This window comes from Streptomyces iakyrus (assembly GCF_000717055.1).
In the GTDB taxonomy this organism is placed as follows: Bacteria; Actinomycetota; Actinomycetes; order Streptomycetales; family Streptomycetaceae; genus Streptomyces; species Streptomyces iakyrus.
In genome coordinates this window covers 1-12923 of the sequence record NZ_JNXI01000001.1, presented here as the reverse complement: position 1 = coordinate 12923, position 12923 = coordinate 1, and the positions used below count along the sequence as shown (strand labels likewise).

Below are 12923 nucleotides of genomic sequence, written 5' to 3'. Positions count from 1 at the left end.
GGGGGAGGCTCACGACTCCTCGCCGGCCGTGCCCTCCCGCCCTTCCCGCTGCTGTCGTTGCTCCTGGAGCTTGCGCAGCAGTTCGCGCTTCTGTGCCTGCGGGTCGAGACCGCCGCCGATCCGGCCGGCCCGGCCGCCGCCGCGCAGCGCCTTGCGGCCGAGGTTCCTGCGCGATCCGCCGACACCCAGCAGGTTTCCGGCTCCGCCTCGGGTCATCCCGGGCTCCTTCCCTGATTTCACATGTCGCGACGAGACGGTTCGTCTCGTGCGTACTGCTCCACTGTCCGCGAGACGCTCCGTCTTGTCAACCTGATAAATTCGACGCATGGCCGCCCAGAAATCCGTTCAGCCCGCCCCCGGCAAGCCCGCCCCCGACTCCACCCGGCGCAGCGAGAAGTCCCGCCGCGCCATCTACGACGCAGCCCTCGCGCTCGTCGTCGAGGTGGGCTACCCCAAGACCACCATCGAGGGCATCGCCGCCCGCGCCGGTGTCGGCAAGCAGACGATCTACCGGTGGTGGTCGTCCAAGGCGGACGTCCTGATGGAGGCGTTCCTCGACCTGGCCGAGCAGGCCGTGCCGGAGGCCGGGCCGGAGCCGTACGTCTTCCCGGACACCGGCGACCTCGCCGCCGACGTCAAGAGCGTCCTGCGCGCCACCGTCGACCAGATGCGCGACCCGAAATTCGATGTGCCGTCCCGCGCGCTGGCCGCCGAGGGCGTCGTCAACGAGCAGCTCGGGCGCGAGCTCGTCGCCAAGCTGATGCAGCCCTCACTCGACCTCTACATCGGCCGGCTGCGCGCCGCGCAGGAGGCCGGCCAGGTGCGGCCCGAGATCGACCCGCGCATCGCCCTGGAGTTCTTCATCTCCCCGCTCGCCCAGCGCTGGCTCCAGCACACCGGCCCGATCTCCCACGAGTACACCGACACCCTCGTGGACTACGCCCTTCACGGCCTGGCTCCGCGCTGAGCGGCCCGGGCCAGGCGTCCCGGCGCGTCCGTGATCACGCCGGAACAGCCCAGCGCCAGCACCCGGTCCCGCTGCGCGTCCGTCAGCACGGTGTGCGCCCACACCCGCGCGATCCCCGAGTTCACCGCCCGCACCAGGTCCGCGTCGCGCGCCCGGTGGTCCACGTCCAGCAGGTCCACGAACGACCGCCAGCGCTCCGGGCGGTCCGTGCGCAGCTGCTGCGCCGAGCGCCACAACTGGGAGAGCAGCCCCATGCGGTGGACGCGCCTGGCCACCTCGGGGTCGTTGGTGTTCACGAACACCGAGCGGGTCAGGCCGCGGGCGCGGATCAGCCGGGCCAGCCGGTCCAGGCTCCGCGGGTCCTTCGCCTCCAGCATCAGCACGATCCGCCCGCCGAAACGATCCAGCACCTCGGCGACCGTCGGCGGCCGCTCCGACCGCCAGCTCCCCGGGAGCCAGTCCTTCGGGCGCAGCCGTACGCCCCGCCACTCCCGGGCGTCCAGGCCTCCCACCGCGCCGCCCAGGTAGGTGGTGCGGTTCAGGGTCTCGTCGTGGAACACCACCGGCGTGCCGTCGCGCAGCAGCCGTGTGTCGAAGTCCAGCACCTGCGCCGTCCCGCGCTCGTAGGCCGTCGTCAGCCCCGCCATGCTGTTCTCGGGGACCTCACGGGCGCCACCGCGGTGCGCGACGTACGTGATCCGGGGCAGGGCCGCCACGGTCAGCGGACCCGCGCCCCACTCCAGCGGGGCCGGGGCACTGCCGCCGGGGCCCATGAGGGTCAGTGAGACCACGGAAGCCGCGGAGGCCAGACCCGTCAGCGCGATCCATGTGACCATGGCGACCACGGTAGGACGCCATGTCATGGCAAAGCGGGCAATGACACCCGATCATGGTGGGAAGTGGCGTTCGCCGTTTCTTCTCCCTTCGGACGCCCGCTGTACGTTGCGCCCTTCCTGTCCTGGATGGTGGGCACTGGCCCCCCGGTGCGCGGGAAGATGGGACCATGAGGCATGCTGTTCCGCACGACGGCGAGGCGAGGGGATAGATGAGCGCGGAGTTCGGCGGCCGGACCGGCCTGCAGGGCAAACTCACCCAGTGGCTGCGCGCCGGGCGCCGGCCGAAGGAGACCGCCGGGGACGGCGGCCGTGAGGCCCTGCTGCTCGCCGCCGCCGGGGCGGGACTGCCCCTCGCGCCAGCGGCCCACCCCGCGGACGGGTACCGCTGCTCCTGCGACCGGGTCGGCTGTCCCACCCCCGCCCGGCACCCGGTGTCCTTCGCCTGGCAGACGCAGTCGACCACCGACCGCGGCCAGATCGAGCGCTGGGCCCGCCACCAGCCCCAGGCCAACTTCATCACCGCGACCGGCATGGTGCACGACGTCCTCGACGTGCCCCTCGACGCCGGTCGCGACGCGTTGGAGCGGCTGCTCGCCGCCGGTATCGAGGTCGGTCCGGTCGCCGAGAGCGACGACGGCCGCCTCCTCTTCTTCACGCTCACCCGCGGCACGCCCGAGGACGAGGACGAGTGGTGGCCGTGCGAACTGGACTGCCACCCCGAGACGGCGGACGAGCACCCCGGGCTGCGCTGGCACTGCCGGGGCTCCTACGTCCTCGTACCGCCGGCGCGGCTGCCCGGTGAGGACCAGGCGGTGCGGTGGGTGCGCGGGCCGGAGCACGCGCTGCCGGATCCGCTGAGCCTGCTGGAGGTGCTCACGGAGGTCTGTGCGCGCTACATCGGTGAGGACGCGGACCACTCCGCCGGGGCGGGCTGGCCCCTGCGGCACTGAGGCCCGCTACGAGCCCTCCGCCGACGTCAGGCCCTGGATCCTGCCCAGGATCGTCACCTTGCCCCGGCCCTTGGGGTCCAGCGCCACCTCGTTGGAGACGAACTCCATCATGAAGGACTGCTTGATCTCGCCCTTCGTCAGGGCGAGGACGTCCTTGTTGGGGGTGGGGACGGACGTGCCCGCGTAGGCGGTCTGCTTCTCGAAGTGGCGGGTGGTGAAGAACACGAGCGCCCCGCCGTCCGCCGTGCGCAGCGCCAGGGGGGCGTAGTCGCCGTTCGTCAGCGGCTCGTCGATGTACTGGGTGACCATGCCCGGCTTCTTGGAGTTCTTCTGGCGCGCGGCACGCCACTGGCTGGTGTGGGGGCCGTCCGTGAAGGTCTCTCCGCCGTCCTTCAGATACGTCGTGTACGTCCGGCTCAGGTCGCCGGGGTCCGTGGCCAGGTCGGTGGAGTTCACGGGGACGGGCTCGGCCCAGCCGTCGGCGTCCTTCTTGAACTGCGGGACCTTGCCCGGGGCGACGAGCGTCAGGTACGCCACCTGGAACGGGTCGTCCAGGCTGCTGCGGGTGAACACCAGCAGCCAGCGGGCGGTGCCGCCCTTGTTGCCGGCCGCGTCGGCGACGAACCAGCGGGGCCAGCCGGCCTTCTTGGGGATGGTGAACTTCGCGTCCGTCAGCGTCAGCGGGGTGTGGTTCGGGTTGCCGTCCGGGTTGTTCGCCTTCCCGGCCTTGAGGCGGGCCGAGTCGATGTCGGCGAGGGCGCCGGTGGTGTGGTCGGCGTCCAGGGTGCCGTCGTAGGCCTTGTCGGCCTCGTTGTACGCGGCCGTGAACTCCTGGAGGGCCTTGGCGGCTTCGGCGCGGGTCGTGGACGGGAGGATCTCACGTTCGCCGTGCACGACGACGCATCCACTGGCCGTCAGTGACAAAGCGGTCACCGAGGTTGCTATGAGGGCGCTCCGGGCGGGCCTGCGGAGCGATCGAGGGTCGCGATCCCTGCTCATCGGGTACCTTCACCTTCCCCTTTCCGGAGGCGAACCCTACCGGGTGCCTCCGGCGGTTGGGCGGGGGGTTGCGGTGGGGGTGCGCGTCCGGTTCGCCTGACGCCGGGTGGTGGGTCGGGGCCGTGCCGGGGGGTGTCCGTCCTCGGAACGGCGCGATGGACCCCTTCACCGACTGACTGTCCGTTGACGCGCCAACCGCTGCGGGCGGACACCCCCCGACACGACCCCTTCTCGCCGTACGCGGGTGCGGGTGCGGGTCCGCGCCGCCTGCGGGCATGCGTGCCGCTGGGGGCGGCGCCCCGCACCGCCGGGTTGCGGAACGCCCCGGCCTCGGCTTCACGCCCCGTCGCGTACCGGCTCCTTTGCGGGGGTCCGGGTCGGTGCCAGGAACAAGGCCAGGGTCGGGATCAAGTACAGGAGCCACACCGTGACTTGGAGTGTGGTGGGGTCGGGCTGGAAGTTGAAGACGCCCTTGAGGAGCGTGCCGTACCAGCTGTCCGGAGGGATCGTGCCGGAGATGTCGAAGGCCTTGTGGTGAGGCTCACCTAAGACGGCATAAGGATGGCCTAAGTGGCTCAAAATCGCCCCCATGGTTGCGTCAAGGGAAGGTCAAAGGTCGCCTCACGCCCCCTGGCGCACCGGCGTGCGTCCTTGACCGGCGAGAATGCTCCTCGTGACTGACTACGACGTGCTCCGCGTCTTCTGCGGGCCGAACGGCGGGTACGGCAACGAACTCGGGGTCGTGCGTGAGGGATCCGTGATGCCCGGGCGGGACGAACGGCAGGCGTTCGCCGCGAAGGTCGGCTTCAGCGAGACCGTGTTCGTCGACGATCCCGAGCGCGGAGTGATCGACATCTACACCCCGACGCTGCGGCTGCCCTTCGCCGGGCACCCCTGCGTCGGCACGGCATGGCTGCTCGACGTGCCCGAACTGGTCACGCCCGCGGGCGTCGTCGGCGCCCGGCAGGACGGGGAGTTCTGCTGGATCGAGGCCCGGGCGGAGTGGGTGCCCCCGCGGACGCTGCGCCGGTACGGCAGTGCCGCCGAGGTCGACGACCTGGCCGTGCCGCCGCCGGGGGAGTGGGTGTACGCCTGGGCGTGGGAGGACGAGCCCGCCGGGCGGATCCGGGCCCGGGCCTTCCCCGGCCGGGGCGACGGCATCGACGAGGACGAGGCGACCGGGGCCGCGGCCCTGCTGCTCACCGACCGGCTGGGCCGGGCCCTGAACATCACCCAGGGCGCGGGCTCCCAGATCCTGACCGCGCCCCAGCCGGGCGGATGGACCGAGGTCGGCGGGCGGGTCCACCTCGAACGCTGACCCGGACGGAGCGCGTCCGTACGGGTGGAACAGTGTGCGAGAGGAATCTGCCCCGCCCCTTCACGCCGTCAGGGGGAACTCCTCGCCCAGCGCCTCGAACACCGCGTTGTTCAGCCCGTACGCCCGCTTGCACTCGGCCACGACCCGCTGCCGCTCCAGCTCGTCGCCGGGCACCGCGTCCAGCAGCTGCGCGTAAGTCCGCTTGAAGGCGGCCGGGTTGGGGATCTCCTCGAAGACGTAGAAGCGGACGCCGTCGCCCTTCTTCGAAAAGCCCCAGTTCTTCTCGGCCGTGTCGCGGATGATCTGACCGCCGGACAGGTCGCCGAGGTAGCGGGTGTAGTGGTGGGCGATGTAGCCGGCCGGCCAGTCGCGGGTGCACTCCGTGATCCGCTCCGCGTACTCCAGGGTGGCCGGCAGCGCGCTGACCGTGCTCCGCCAGCCGGGGCCGCGCAGGTACTCCAGGTCCTGCTCCAGGGCCGCCATGCGGAACAGCTCCGGCCGGACGAAGGGGCCGGCCACCGGGTCCGCGGCGAGCCGGCGGGCACCGGCCTCCAGCGAGCCGTACACGAACCACAGCTGCTCCGTGTAGCGCGCGAACGCGTCGACCCCCAGCTTGTGGCCCAGCAGGTCGCCGATGAAGGCCGAGCCCCTGACCTCCTCGTGCTGCTCGCGAGAGGTGGTCCGAAGGAGCGTGGAGAAGGATTCCATGGGCGTTCTTTTCCCGACGGGCTGTCGGTAAAAACCCCGGGGTGAAAGGAACGGCCCGCCCTCGCAGGAGAGGACGGGCCGGGTGGCGGTGTGCGGGCGGCGGGGTTACGGCAGCGTGAGGATCTCCGCGCCCGAGTCCGTCACCACCAGCGTGTGCTCGAACTGGGCCGTCCGCTTCCGGTCCTTCGTGACAACCGTCCAGCCGTCGTCCCACATGTCGTACTCGTGCGTCCCGAGCGTCAGCATCGGCTCGATCGTGAACGTCATGCCGGGCTGGATGACCGTCGTCGCGTGCGGGCTGTCGTAGTGCGGGATGATCAGGCCCGAGTGGAACGACGAGTTGATGCCGTGCCCGGTGAAGTCGCGGACCACCCCGTAGCCGAAGCGCTTGGCGTACGACTCGATGACCCGGCCGATGATGTTGATCTGCCGGCCCGGCTTCACCGCCTTGATCGCCCGCTCCAGGGACTCCCGGGTCCGCTCCACCAGCAGCCGCGACTCCTCGTCGACGTCACCCACCAGGTAGGTGGCGTTGTTGTCGCCGTGCACCCCGCCGATGTACGCCGTCACGTCGAGGTTGACGATGTCGCCGTCGCGCAGCACCGTCGAGTCCGGGATGCCGTGGCAGATGACCTCGTTGACCGACGAGCACAGCGACTTCGGGAAGCCCCGGTAGCCCAGCGTCGAGGGGTAGGCGCCGTGGTCGCACATGTACTCGTGCGCCACCCTGTCCAGCTCGTCCGTGGTCACCCCGGGGGCGATCAGCTTCGCGGCCTCCGCCATCGCCCGGGCCGCGATCCGGCCGGCCACGCGCATCGCCTCGATCGTCTCGGGCGTCTGCACCTCCGGTCCGGTGTACGGCGTCGGCGCGGGCTTGCCGACGTATTCGGGGCGGCGGATGTTTCCGGGCACGGGACGGGTGGGGGACAGCTCCCCCGGTACGAGCAGCGACTGGCCAGACATGCCAGCGAGTCTAACCAGCGGCCATGGGGGAACATGTCGATGGCGAGAGGAGCTGGTCATGGCCCTGTTCAAGAAGCGCACGGTCGGCAAGCCGGGTGAGTGGTACTACTGCCTGGAGCACAAGAAGGTCGAGGAGGGGCCGGAGTGCCCCAACAAGGACCGGTTCGGGCCGTACGCCTCCCGCACGGAGGCCGAACACGCGATGGCGACCGCCCGCGAGCGCAACCTCCAGTGGGAGAACGACCCCAAGTGGCACGACGCCCCGGCGGGCAGCCGGGACGACGAGAGCTGATCCCCCCTCCGACGCCCGGGCCCGCGACAGCCGCGGACCCGGGCGTTCGCTCAGGCTCACCGTAGGACGCCCGGACGTCACCAGCGGGCCGGCGGCGGTGCCGTCAGGTGCTCCGCCAGGCGCGCCACCCGGTCCCGGAAGCGGCGCCGCCCGCGCGGGGTCGGCAGGGCGTTCTCCCCGGCCGCCGCGCTGACCAGGTGCTGCACCGTGTCGAGGTCCAGTTCCGAACCGTCGGGCACGGCCAGGACCTCGTGCGCCACGGACGGCAGCTCGCCCTGCCCGGGGCCGAGGGACAGGACCGTCGCTCCCGCCCGACGGGCGTCGGACACCCGCTCCACCAGCGGTGCGGCGGGCGTCGCGGGGGCGACCACCAGCAGCGTCTCGCCCCGCCGGGCCGCCTCCAGCCGGCCCAGACCGACCGCCAGATGTGCCGGATCCGAAGGGCGCGCGTCGTGCCGCACCAGCGTCGGGGCCAGCTCGGGAGTGCCCGACCAGGCCGCCTCGTCCACCAGGTGCGCCGCGAGATGCCACGGCTCGTACTCCGGCGTGCCGACCAGCAGCAGCCCGCCCCCGTGCGACACCACCGAGCCGCGCAGCGCCCCGGCGAACCGCCGCGTCGCCCCCAGCCACTCCGTCCCGGCGAGCACTTCCCGCAGCAAAGCGACCCGAACCGCATCCATGGGAGCGCATCCTGCCCCGAACGGTCACTCGTGACGTGCGGTTCACCCCGTATTCGCCCGGGCCGGGTAGGCCGACCGGTCACCCGTACCGCAGTCGAACGACCGGAGGAACCCGCCGATGACCGAGACCAGCGTCCCCTTCCGCGCCGGACAGGAGGGGTACGCCAGTTTCCGTATCCCCGCCGTCGTCGCCACCGGCACCGGTGACCTGCTCGCCTTCTGCGAAGGCCGGGTCGGCTCCCGGGACGACTTCGGGAACATCGACATCGTGCTGAAGCGCTCCACGGACGGCGGCCGCACCTGGGGCCCGCTCCAGGTCGCCGCCCGCAACGGCGACGCCCTCGCCGGCAACCCCGCGCCCGTCGTCCTCGGCACCGGCCGGGTCCTCCTCGTGCACGTGCGCAACGCGGCCCTCGCCACCGAGGACGCCATCCGGCGCGGCAAGGTGAGCGCGGCGGACGGGCGCCGCGTGTGGGTGCAGCACAGCGACGACGAGGGCCGGACCTGGTCCGCGCCGAGGGAGATCACCCAGCAGGCCAAGCGGCCCGAGTGGCGCTGGTACGCCACCACCCCCGGCCACGCGATCCAGCTGGGCACCGGCCGGGTCGTCGTCCCCGCCAACCACTCCCTGCCGCCCACCGGCACCGACAACGGCACCGAGGGCAAGTACAACGGCGGCCACTGCCTGCTCAGCGACGACGAGGGCACCACCTGGCGGATCGGCTACGTCGACGACAACACCGACGGCTACATCAACGCCAACGAGACCACCGCCGCCGAACTCCCCGACGGCCGCGTCTACCTCAACACCCGCAACGACTCGCCTTCACCCGGCACCCGCGCCGACGCCCACTCGGCCGACGGCGGACAGACCCTGGTGAAGCCCTTCCGCCCCCAGGCCGGTCTCGCCGCCCCGGTCTGCCAGGCCGCCGTCCTGCACCTGCGCGACCCCGACCTGCTCCTGTACTCCGGCCCCGCCGACCCGGGCTTCCGCGCCCTGATGACGATCCGCGCCTCCACCGACGCCGGCACCACCTGGCGCCCGGCGCACACCGTGGACGGCCTGCCCGCCGCCTACTCGGACCTCGTGCGCGTCGACGCCGGCACCGTGGGCCTGCTCTACGAGACCGGGGACTTCGGCGCCTACGAGACGATCACCTTCCGGCGGGTGCCCGTGACGGAGCTGACCTGAGCCTCCCGGCGCGCTGACGCGGTCGTAGAGTCGGGGCCATGACCTCTACCGACAGTGCTGCCGCCGACAACGCCCAGAAGGCCCCCGCCAAGGACCCCTGGGACCTGCCCGACGTCTCCGGACTCGTGGTGGGGGTGCTCGGCGGGACCGGGCCGCAGGGCAAGGGCCTGGCCTACCGGCTCGCCAAGGCCGGCCAGAAGGTGATCATCGGATCGCGTGCCGCCGACCGCGCTCAAGCGGCCGCGGAGGAGCTCGGCCACGGCGTCGAGGGCGCCGACAACGCCGAGACCGCCCGCCGCAGCGACATCGTGATCGTCGCCGTGCCCTGGGACGGCCACGGCAAGACCCTCGAATCCCTGCGCGGGGAACTGGCCGGCAAGCTCGTCGTCGACTGCGTCAACCCGCTCGGCTTCGACAAGAAGGGCGCCTACGCCCTCAAGCCCGAGGAGGGCAGCGCCGCCGAGCAGGCCGCCGCCCTGCTGCCGGACTCGCGCGTCACGGCCGCCTTCCACCACCTGTCGGCGGTGCTGCTCCAGGACCCGGAGATCGACGAGATCGACACCGACGTGATGGTGCTCGGCGAGGTCCGCGCCGACGTCGAGATCGTCCAGGCCCTCGCCGGCCGCATCCCCGGCATGCGCGGCATCTTCGCCGGACGGCTGCGCAACGCCCACCAGGTGGAGTCGCTGGTGGCGAACCTGATCTCCGTGAACCGCCGGTACAAGGCACACGCGGGCCTGCGCGTCACCGACGTGTGAGCCGGTGACGGGCATGGGGGACACTGGACGGCACCAGCAGTGCCCGAAGTGTCCCCCGACAGGAGTCGACCGAGATGCCCCGCCTTGCCCTCTACGCCCTGATCGTCTGCGTGCTCTCCGTGGCCGCCGCCGTGGTCTCCTTCACGCGGGGCAGCTTCCTCGGGATCGTGTGGGTGCTGCTGGCGGGCCTGTCGTCCAACATGTGCTGGTACTACGCCAAGCGCGCCAAGCAGCGGAAGTCCGTCGCCGGCTGACCCGCGCCCGTCAGGGAGCCGCCGAGCAGAACTCGTTCGAGCCCTGCCAGAAGCGGTACAGCTCCTGACCGCAGTACGTACACGACTACGAACTCTGTGCAGTACCATGCTGCCCTTTAGAGGGGGGCCTCATGGCGAAGCCACTGCGCGGCCTGCGCGCTATCCGTCTGTCTGTACTCACTGACTCCACCACGAGCGTGGAGCGTCAGAGGGAGGCGGGCGACAAGTCAGCGGCAGCATTGGACATCGACTTCGGGGAGGGAGACGGCCTTCGTGAAGCCGTCGACCTCGACGTCTCAGCGCTGAAGTTCAGCCCGTTCAACCGTCCGCAACTGGGCAAGTGGCTTGCGCGTCCCGACGAGTACGACGCCATTGTGTGGTGGCGCTTTGACCGAGCCATCGCATCTATGTCGGATATGCATGACCTGGCGAAGTGGGCGAAGGAGCATCGGAAGATGCTCGTCTTCGACGAGGGCGTGGGTAACGCCGGCCGACTCATCTTCGACTTCCGCAACCCCATGGATCCCATGGCGGAATTGATGATGATGTTGTTCGCTTTCGCCGCACAAGTCGAGCGCGTCAGCACGAAAGAGCGCGTTACGGGTGCGCACGCTGCCATTCGGCAGATGGAGAACCGATGGAAGGGCGGTCGGCCTCCGTATGGCTACGAGCCTGCGCGCCTGGAATCCGGAGGGTGGACGCTCAAGCCCGACGAGTATGCGGTGTCGGTGATACAGCGGATCATCCGAGACCTGAAGGGCGAAGGCAGCGTAGCGGGGAAGGGGAAGTCTCCGACGGCTATCGCCATCGAATTGACTGCGGAAGGCATTCTCACGCCCCGGCGCTACTGGGCGAAAAAGCGGCAGGAGCTCAGGCAGGCTCAGACCGCAACGTCGGCCGACGCAGAATTGAGCAACGACGCTGAGGACGAGGCGGAGAAGGAAGAGTCATCGCAAAACCGTCGAGGGTGGACGGGGGCGATCATTAAGGCGATGCTGACTGATCACGCCATGCTCGGGTGGAAGACGTACAACGGTCAGGTAGTCCGTAAGACGCAAACCGGCGTCCCCGTGCCTTTCACAGACGAGCCGATCCTCACCCGCGAGGAGTTCGACCACGTCTCCGCGCTGTTCGAAGCTCGATCCCGACAGCCCGTCGAGCGCAAGGACACGAACGCGCCCCTGTTGGGCGTGCTCCTCTGCGACGGGTGCGGCGGGCGCATGTACCTCCAACGACGGGCGAAGGCGCAGAACTACGTGTGTCAGGCCTTCAGCCCCGGCATGCAATGCTCCGCCCCCTCGTCGATCAAGCAGACGTGGGCAGAGGAGTACGTGGAGCGGGAGTTCCTGCGCCGGCTCGGGGGCGTCCGGGTTCAGGAACACATCACGATCCCTGGCTACGACCCTGCGCCGGAGATCGAGGAGGCAGAGGTGGAGTTCAAGGCGCACCTGGCGGAGCGTGGCAAGCAGAAGTCTCGTGCAGCCATCGCAGCATGGCAGGAGCTCCACGACATCCTGGACGCTCGCTTGGTCGAACTGGAGGCCCGGCCGAAGACAGAGCCGCAGACCGTTGTAAAGGAGCTGTCGACCACTTACGCGCAGACGTGGGAGGCGAGTGACGACCTGGAACGCCGCTCACTGCTTCTGGACTGCGGGGTCGTCGTCCGCGTCAAGAGGGGCACCCGTGGAGGGTGGCGGAAGCTCGACGAGTCGCGGGTGTCGTTCGACGTGACTGCCGAGTTCTTCGCCGACGCTGCCGCGGAGCATGACGGCCTAGCGGCTGAGTTGGCCAACTGACAGCGCACGACAAAGCCCCCTCCGGCCAGTCTGGAGGTGGCTTTCGTCATGTCTGCGGCGGCGTACTCCGGGAATCACGAGCTGTGGGCCGTGGCCCCTCGCATGCTGCGCCGCTTTTCCCTCTCAGCGGTGCTAGGTCCGGGCGACGTCGAGCCGGCTGTGCTGAGTAGCGCTCTCTCCTCCGCAGCCTCCACGGCCGACGCTCCGTCGCCCGGACCTCAAACAATCTTCCATGGCGCTGCCTGCGGGTGGCGCCATTTCTATTTGCCCCTGATTCGCCAGATCGACAGACCGGAGGATGCCATGTCGATGTGCGACATCCCGACGCCTCCGCGTGAGCACCATCCGTGCCCCGGGTGCGGGCGGGCGCCAACTCCCGAGGACGACTCTCTACTTCCACAAGGACGCGTTAGGGCGGCAGGGCTTGAAGCGCCGTTGCCGAGACTGCGTCAACGCTGCTGAGCGTGCTCGCTATGAGGCGTCAGCAGAGTCCATTCGCGCCCGTGTGCGGCAGCGACGTGCGGAGCGCGCGGAGCCTCTGAAGAACTCCCCCCAGTGGCAGCCGACAGAGCGCCACACGGCGACTGACCAACATGGGTCGGTCGCCTTTCTTGTGTCGCCAGAGAGGTAGATATGCGAGCCAGTACGAACCCCGAACTCACGGCAGCGTGGGCGACCGTGCCTGATGTCGCGAAGGCGCAGGAGCACCACGAGGCGGCTGTGAAGCTCCGCCGGGACCTCCCCCGTGGGAAGGCGCCCGCGGAGGCTCTGGCGGACGTCCAGGCGGAGGCGGTGGCGGTGTTCTCCGACACCGGCAAGTGGCTGTCGACGTTCGCGAAGGACGCCGCGAAGGCACACGCTGACGCCCTCATGTGGGAGGCGGAGGCAGTCGCCCTGCGTCGCCTGGAGGACGTCACGAAGGCGGCTGCGGAGTTCCTGCGAGACTCCCTGTCCGCTGACGTCCTGGAGCACCTCCACGGCCGCCTGGCGGAGATCCTGGACGCCGCGAGGAGCGCCGGAGAGACCCTGGGCGACGTCACCACGGCAGAGCAGGTTATCGACGCGGGCGGGGATGTCCTGGACGCCTGGCGTCGCCTCACGTCGCTCCTTAAGAGGTCGTCTCAACTGGCTTGATCACTAGGCTGTCTGCCGCGATGGAGTGGGTGGGACGTCTGGTTCCGGACGGGCTGTGGGAACTGTTTCAGCGGGT

The 12923-nt window shown here is 70.4% G+C and carries 15 protein-coding genes and 1 pseudogene; 9 read left to right on the top strand and 7 right to left on the bottom strand.

Annotated elements, in window-relative coordinates:
• Nucleotides 1-9 precede the first annotated feature (9 nt).
• The gene (locus tag OO68_RS00080; protein ID WP_209442525.1) at nt 10-216 is read right to left on the bottom strand and encodes a DUF6243 family protein; all 207 of its coding nucleotides are present in this window, start codon (nt 214-216) and stop codon (nt 10-12) included.
• A 109-nt stretch (nt 217-325) separates the two neighbouring features.
• Here OO68_RS00080 and OO68_RS00075 point away from each other — a divergent pair, with 109 nt between their 5' ends.
• The gene (locus OO68_RS00075; RefSeq protein ID WP_033305992.1) at nt 326-967 is read left to right on the top strand and encodes a TetR/AcrR family transcriptional regulator; all 642 of its coding nucleotides are present in this window, start codon (nt 326-328) and stop codon (nt 965-967) included.
• Here OO68_RS00075 and OO68_RS00070 read toward each other — a convergent pair.
• The gene (locus OO68_RS00070) at nt 946-1803 is read right to left on the bottom strand and encodes a glycerophosphodiester phosphodiesterase (RefSeq protein ID WP_033306411.1); all 858 of its coding nucleotides are present in this window, start codon (nt 1801-1803) and stop codon (nt 946-948) included. The genes OO68_RS00075 and OO68_RS00070 overlap by 22 nt on opposite strands.
• A gap of 209 nt (nt 1804-2012) precedes the next feature.
• Between OO68_RS00070 and OO68_RS00065 the strand changes: the two genes are divergently transcribed.
• On the top strand, nt 2013-2753 hold the full coding sequence (locus tag OO68_RS00065) for a bifunctional DNA primase/polymerase (protein ID WP_033305991.1): 741 nt from the start codon (nt 2013-2015) through the stop codon (nt 2751-2753).
• 6 nt (nt 2754-2759) lie between these two features.
• Here OO68_RS00065 and OO68_RS00060 read toward each other — a convergent pair whose 3' ends face one another.
• Together OO68_RS00060 and OO68_RS00055 are read right to left on the bottom strand one after the other, a co-directional pair.
• A complete protein-coding gene (locus tag OO68_RS00060) occupies nt 2760-3752 on the bottom strand; it encodes an SCO2278 family lipoprotein (protein WP_051814207.1) in 993 nt (330 codons plus the stop codon).
• 336 nt (nt 3753-4088) lie between these two features.
• Nucleotides 4089-4280: pseudogene (locus OO68_RS00055) on the bottom strand (iron transporter); the annotation flags it as partial.
• A 145-nt stretch (nt 4281-4425) separates the two neighbouring features.
• Between OO68_RS00055 and OO68_RS00050 the strand changes: the two are divergent.
• Complete coding sequence (locus tag OO68_RS00050) at nt 4426-5070, top strand: PhzF family phenazine biosynthesis protein (protein ID WP_033306410.1); 645 nt, start codon at nt 4426-4428, stop codon at nt 5068-5070.
• 60 nt (nt 5071-5130) lie between these two features.
• On the opposite strand, the gene OO68_RS00045 is transcribed toward OO68_RS00050, so the two are convergent.
• On the bottom strand, nt 5131-5778 hold the full coding sequence (locus OO68_RS00045) for a biliverdin-producing heme oxygenase (protein WP_033305988.1): 648 nt from the start codon (nt 5776-5778) through the stop codon (nt 5131-5133).
• Nucleotides 5779-5883: 105 nt separating this feature from the next.
• Complete coding sequence (gene map, locus OO68_RS00040) at nt 5884-6741, bottom strand: type I methionyl aminopeptidase (protein ID WP_033305987.1); 858 nt, start codon at nt 6739-6741, stop codon at nt 5884-5886.
• A gap of 58 nt (nt 6742-6799) precedes the next feature.
• Between map and OO68_RS00035 the strand changes: the two genes are divergently transcribed.
• Nucleotides 6800-7033 carry a hypothetical protein gene (locus OO68_RS00035; protein WP_031105401.1) on the top strand — a complete coding sequence of 78 codons (234 nt, stop codon included), beginning with the start codon at nt 6800-6802 and terminating at the stop codon, nt 7031-7033.
• Nucleotides 7034-7110: 77 nt separating this feature from the next.
• Here OO68_RS00035 and OO68_RS00030 read toward each other — a convergent pair whose 3' ends face one another.
• Nucleotides 7111-7713 carry a hypothetical protein gene (locus tag OO68_RS00030; RefSeq protein ID WP_033305986.1) on the bottom strand — a complete coding sequence of 201 codons (603 nt, stop codon included), beginning with the start codon at nt 7711-7713 and terminating at the stop codon, nt 7111-7113.
• Nucleotides 7714-7831: 118 nt separating this feature from the next.
• Between OO68_RS00030 and OO68_RS00025 the strand changes: the two genes are divergently transcribed.
• The 5 genes from OO68_RS00025 to OO68_RS00005 all read left to right on the top strand — a co-directional run bounded on the left by OO68_RS00025 (nt 7832) and on the right by OO68_RS00005 (nt 12847).
• Complete coding sequence (locus OO68_RS00025; RefSeq protein ID WP_033305985.1) at nt 7832-8905, top strand: sialidase family protein; 1074 nt, start codon at nt 7832-7834, stop codon at nt 8903-8905.
• Nucleotides 8906-8943: 38 nt separating this feature from the next.
• The gene (gene npdG, locus OO68_RS00020) at nt 8944-9663 is read left to right on the top strand and encodes an NADPH-dependent F420 reductase (protein WP_033305984.1); all 720 of its coding nucleotides are present in this window, start codon (nt 8944-8946) and stop codon (nt 9661-9663) included.
• Nucleotides 9664-9737: 74 nt separating this feature from the next.
• A complete protein-coding gene (locus OO68_RS00015) occupies nt 9738-9917 on the top strand; it encodes a hypothetical protein (RefSeq protein ID WP_033305983.1) in 180 nt (59 codons plus the stop codon).
• Nucleotides 9918-10048: 131 nt separating this feature from the next.
• Nucleotides 10049-11713: a recombinase family protein gene (locus tag OO68_RS00010; RefSeq protein ID WP_033305982.1), complete on the top strand. Its 1665-nt coding sequence runs from the start codon at nt 10049-10051 to the stop codon at nt 11711-11713.
• Nucleotides 11714-12346: 633 nt separating this feature from the next.
• Entirely contained in the window at nt 12347-12847 is a 501-nt protein-coding gene (locus OO68_RS00005; protein WP_033305981.1) for a hypothetical protein, read from the top strand.
• The last annotated feature ends 76 nt before the right edge of the window (nt 12848-12923 follow it).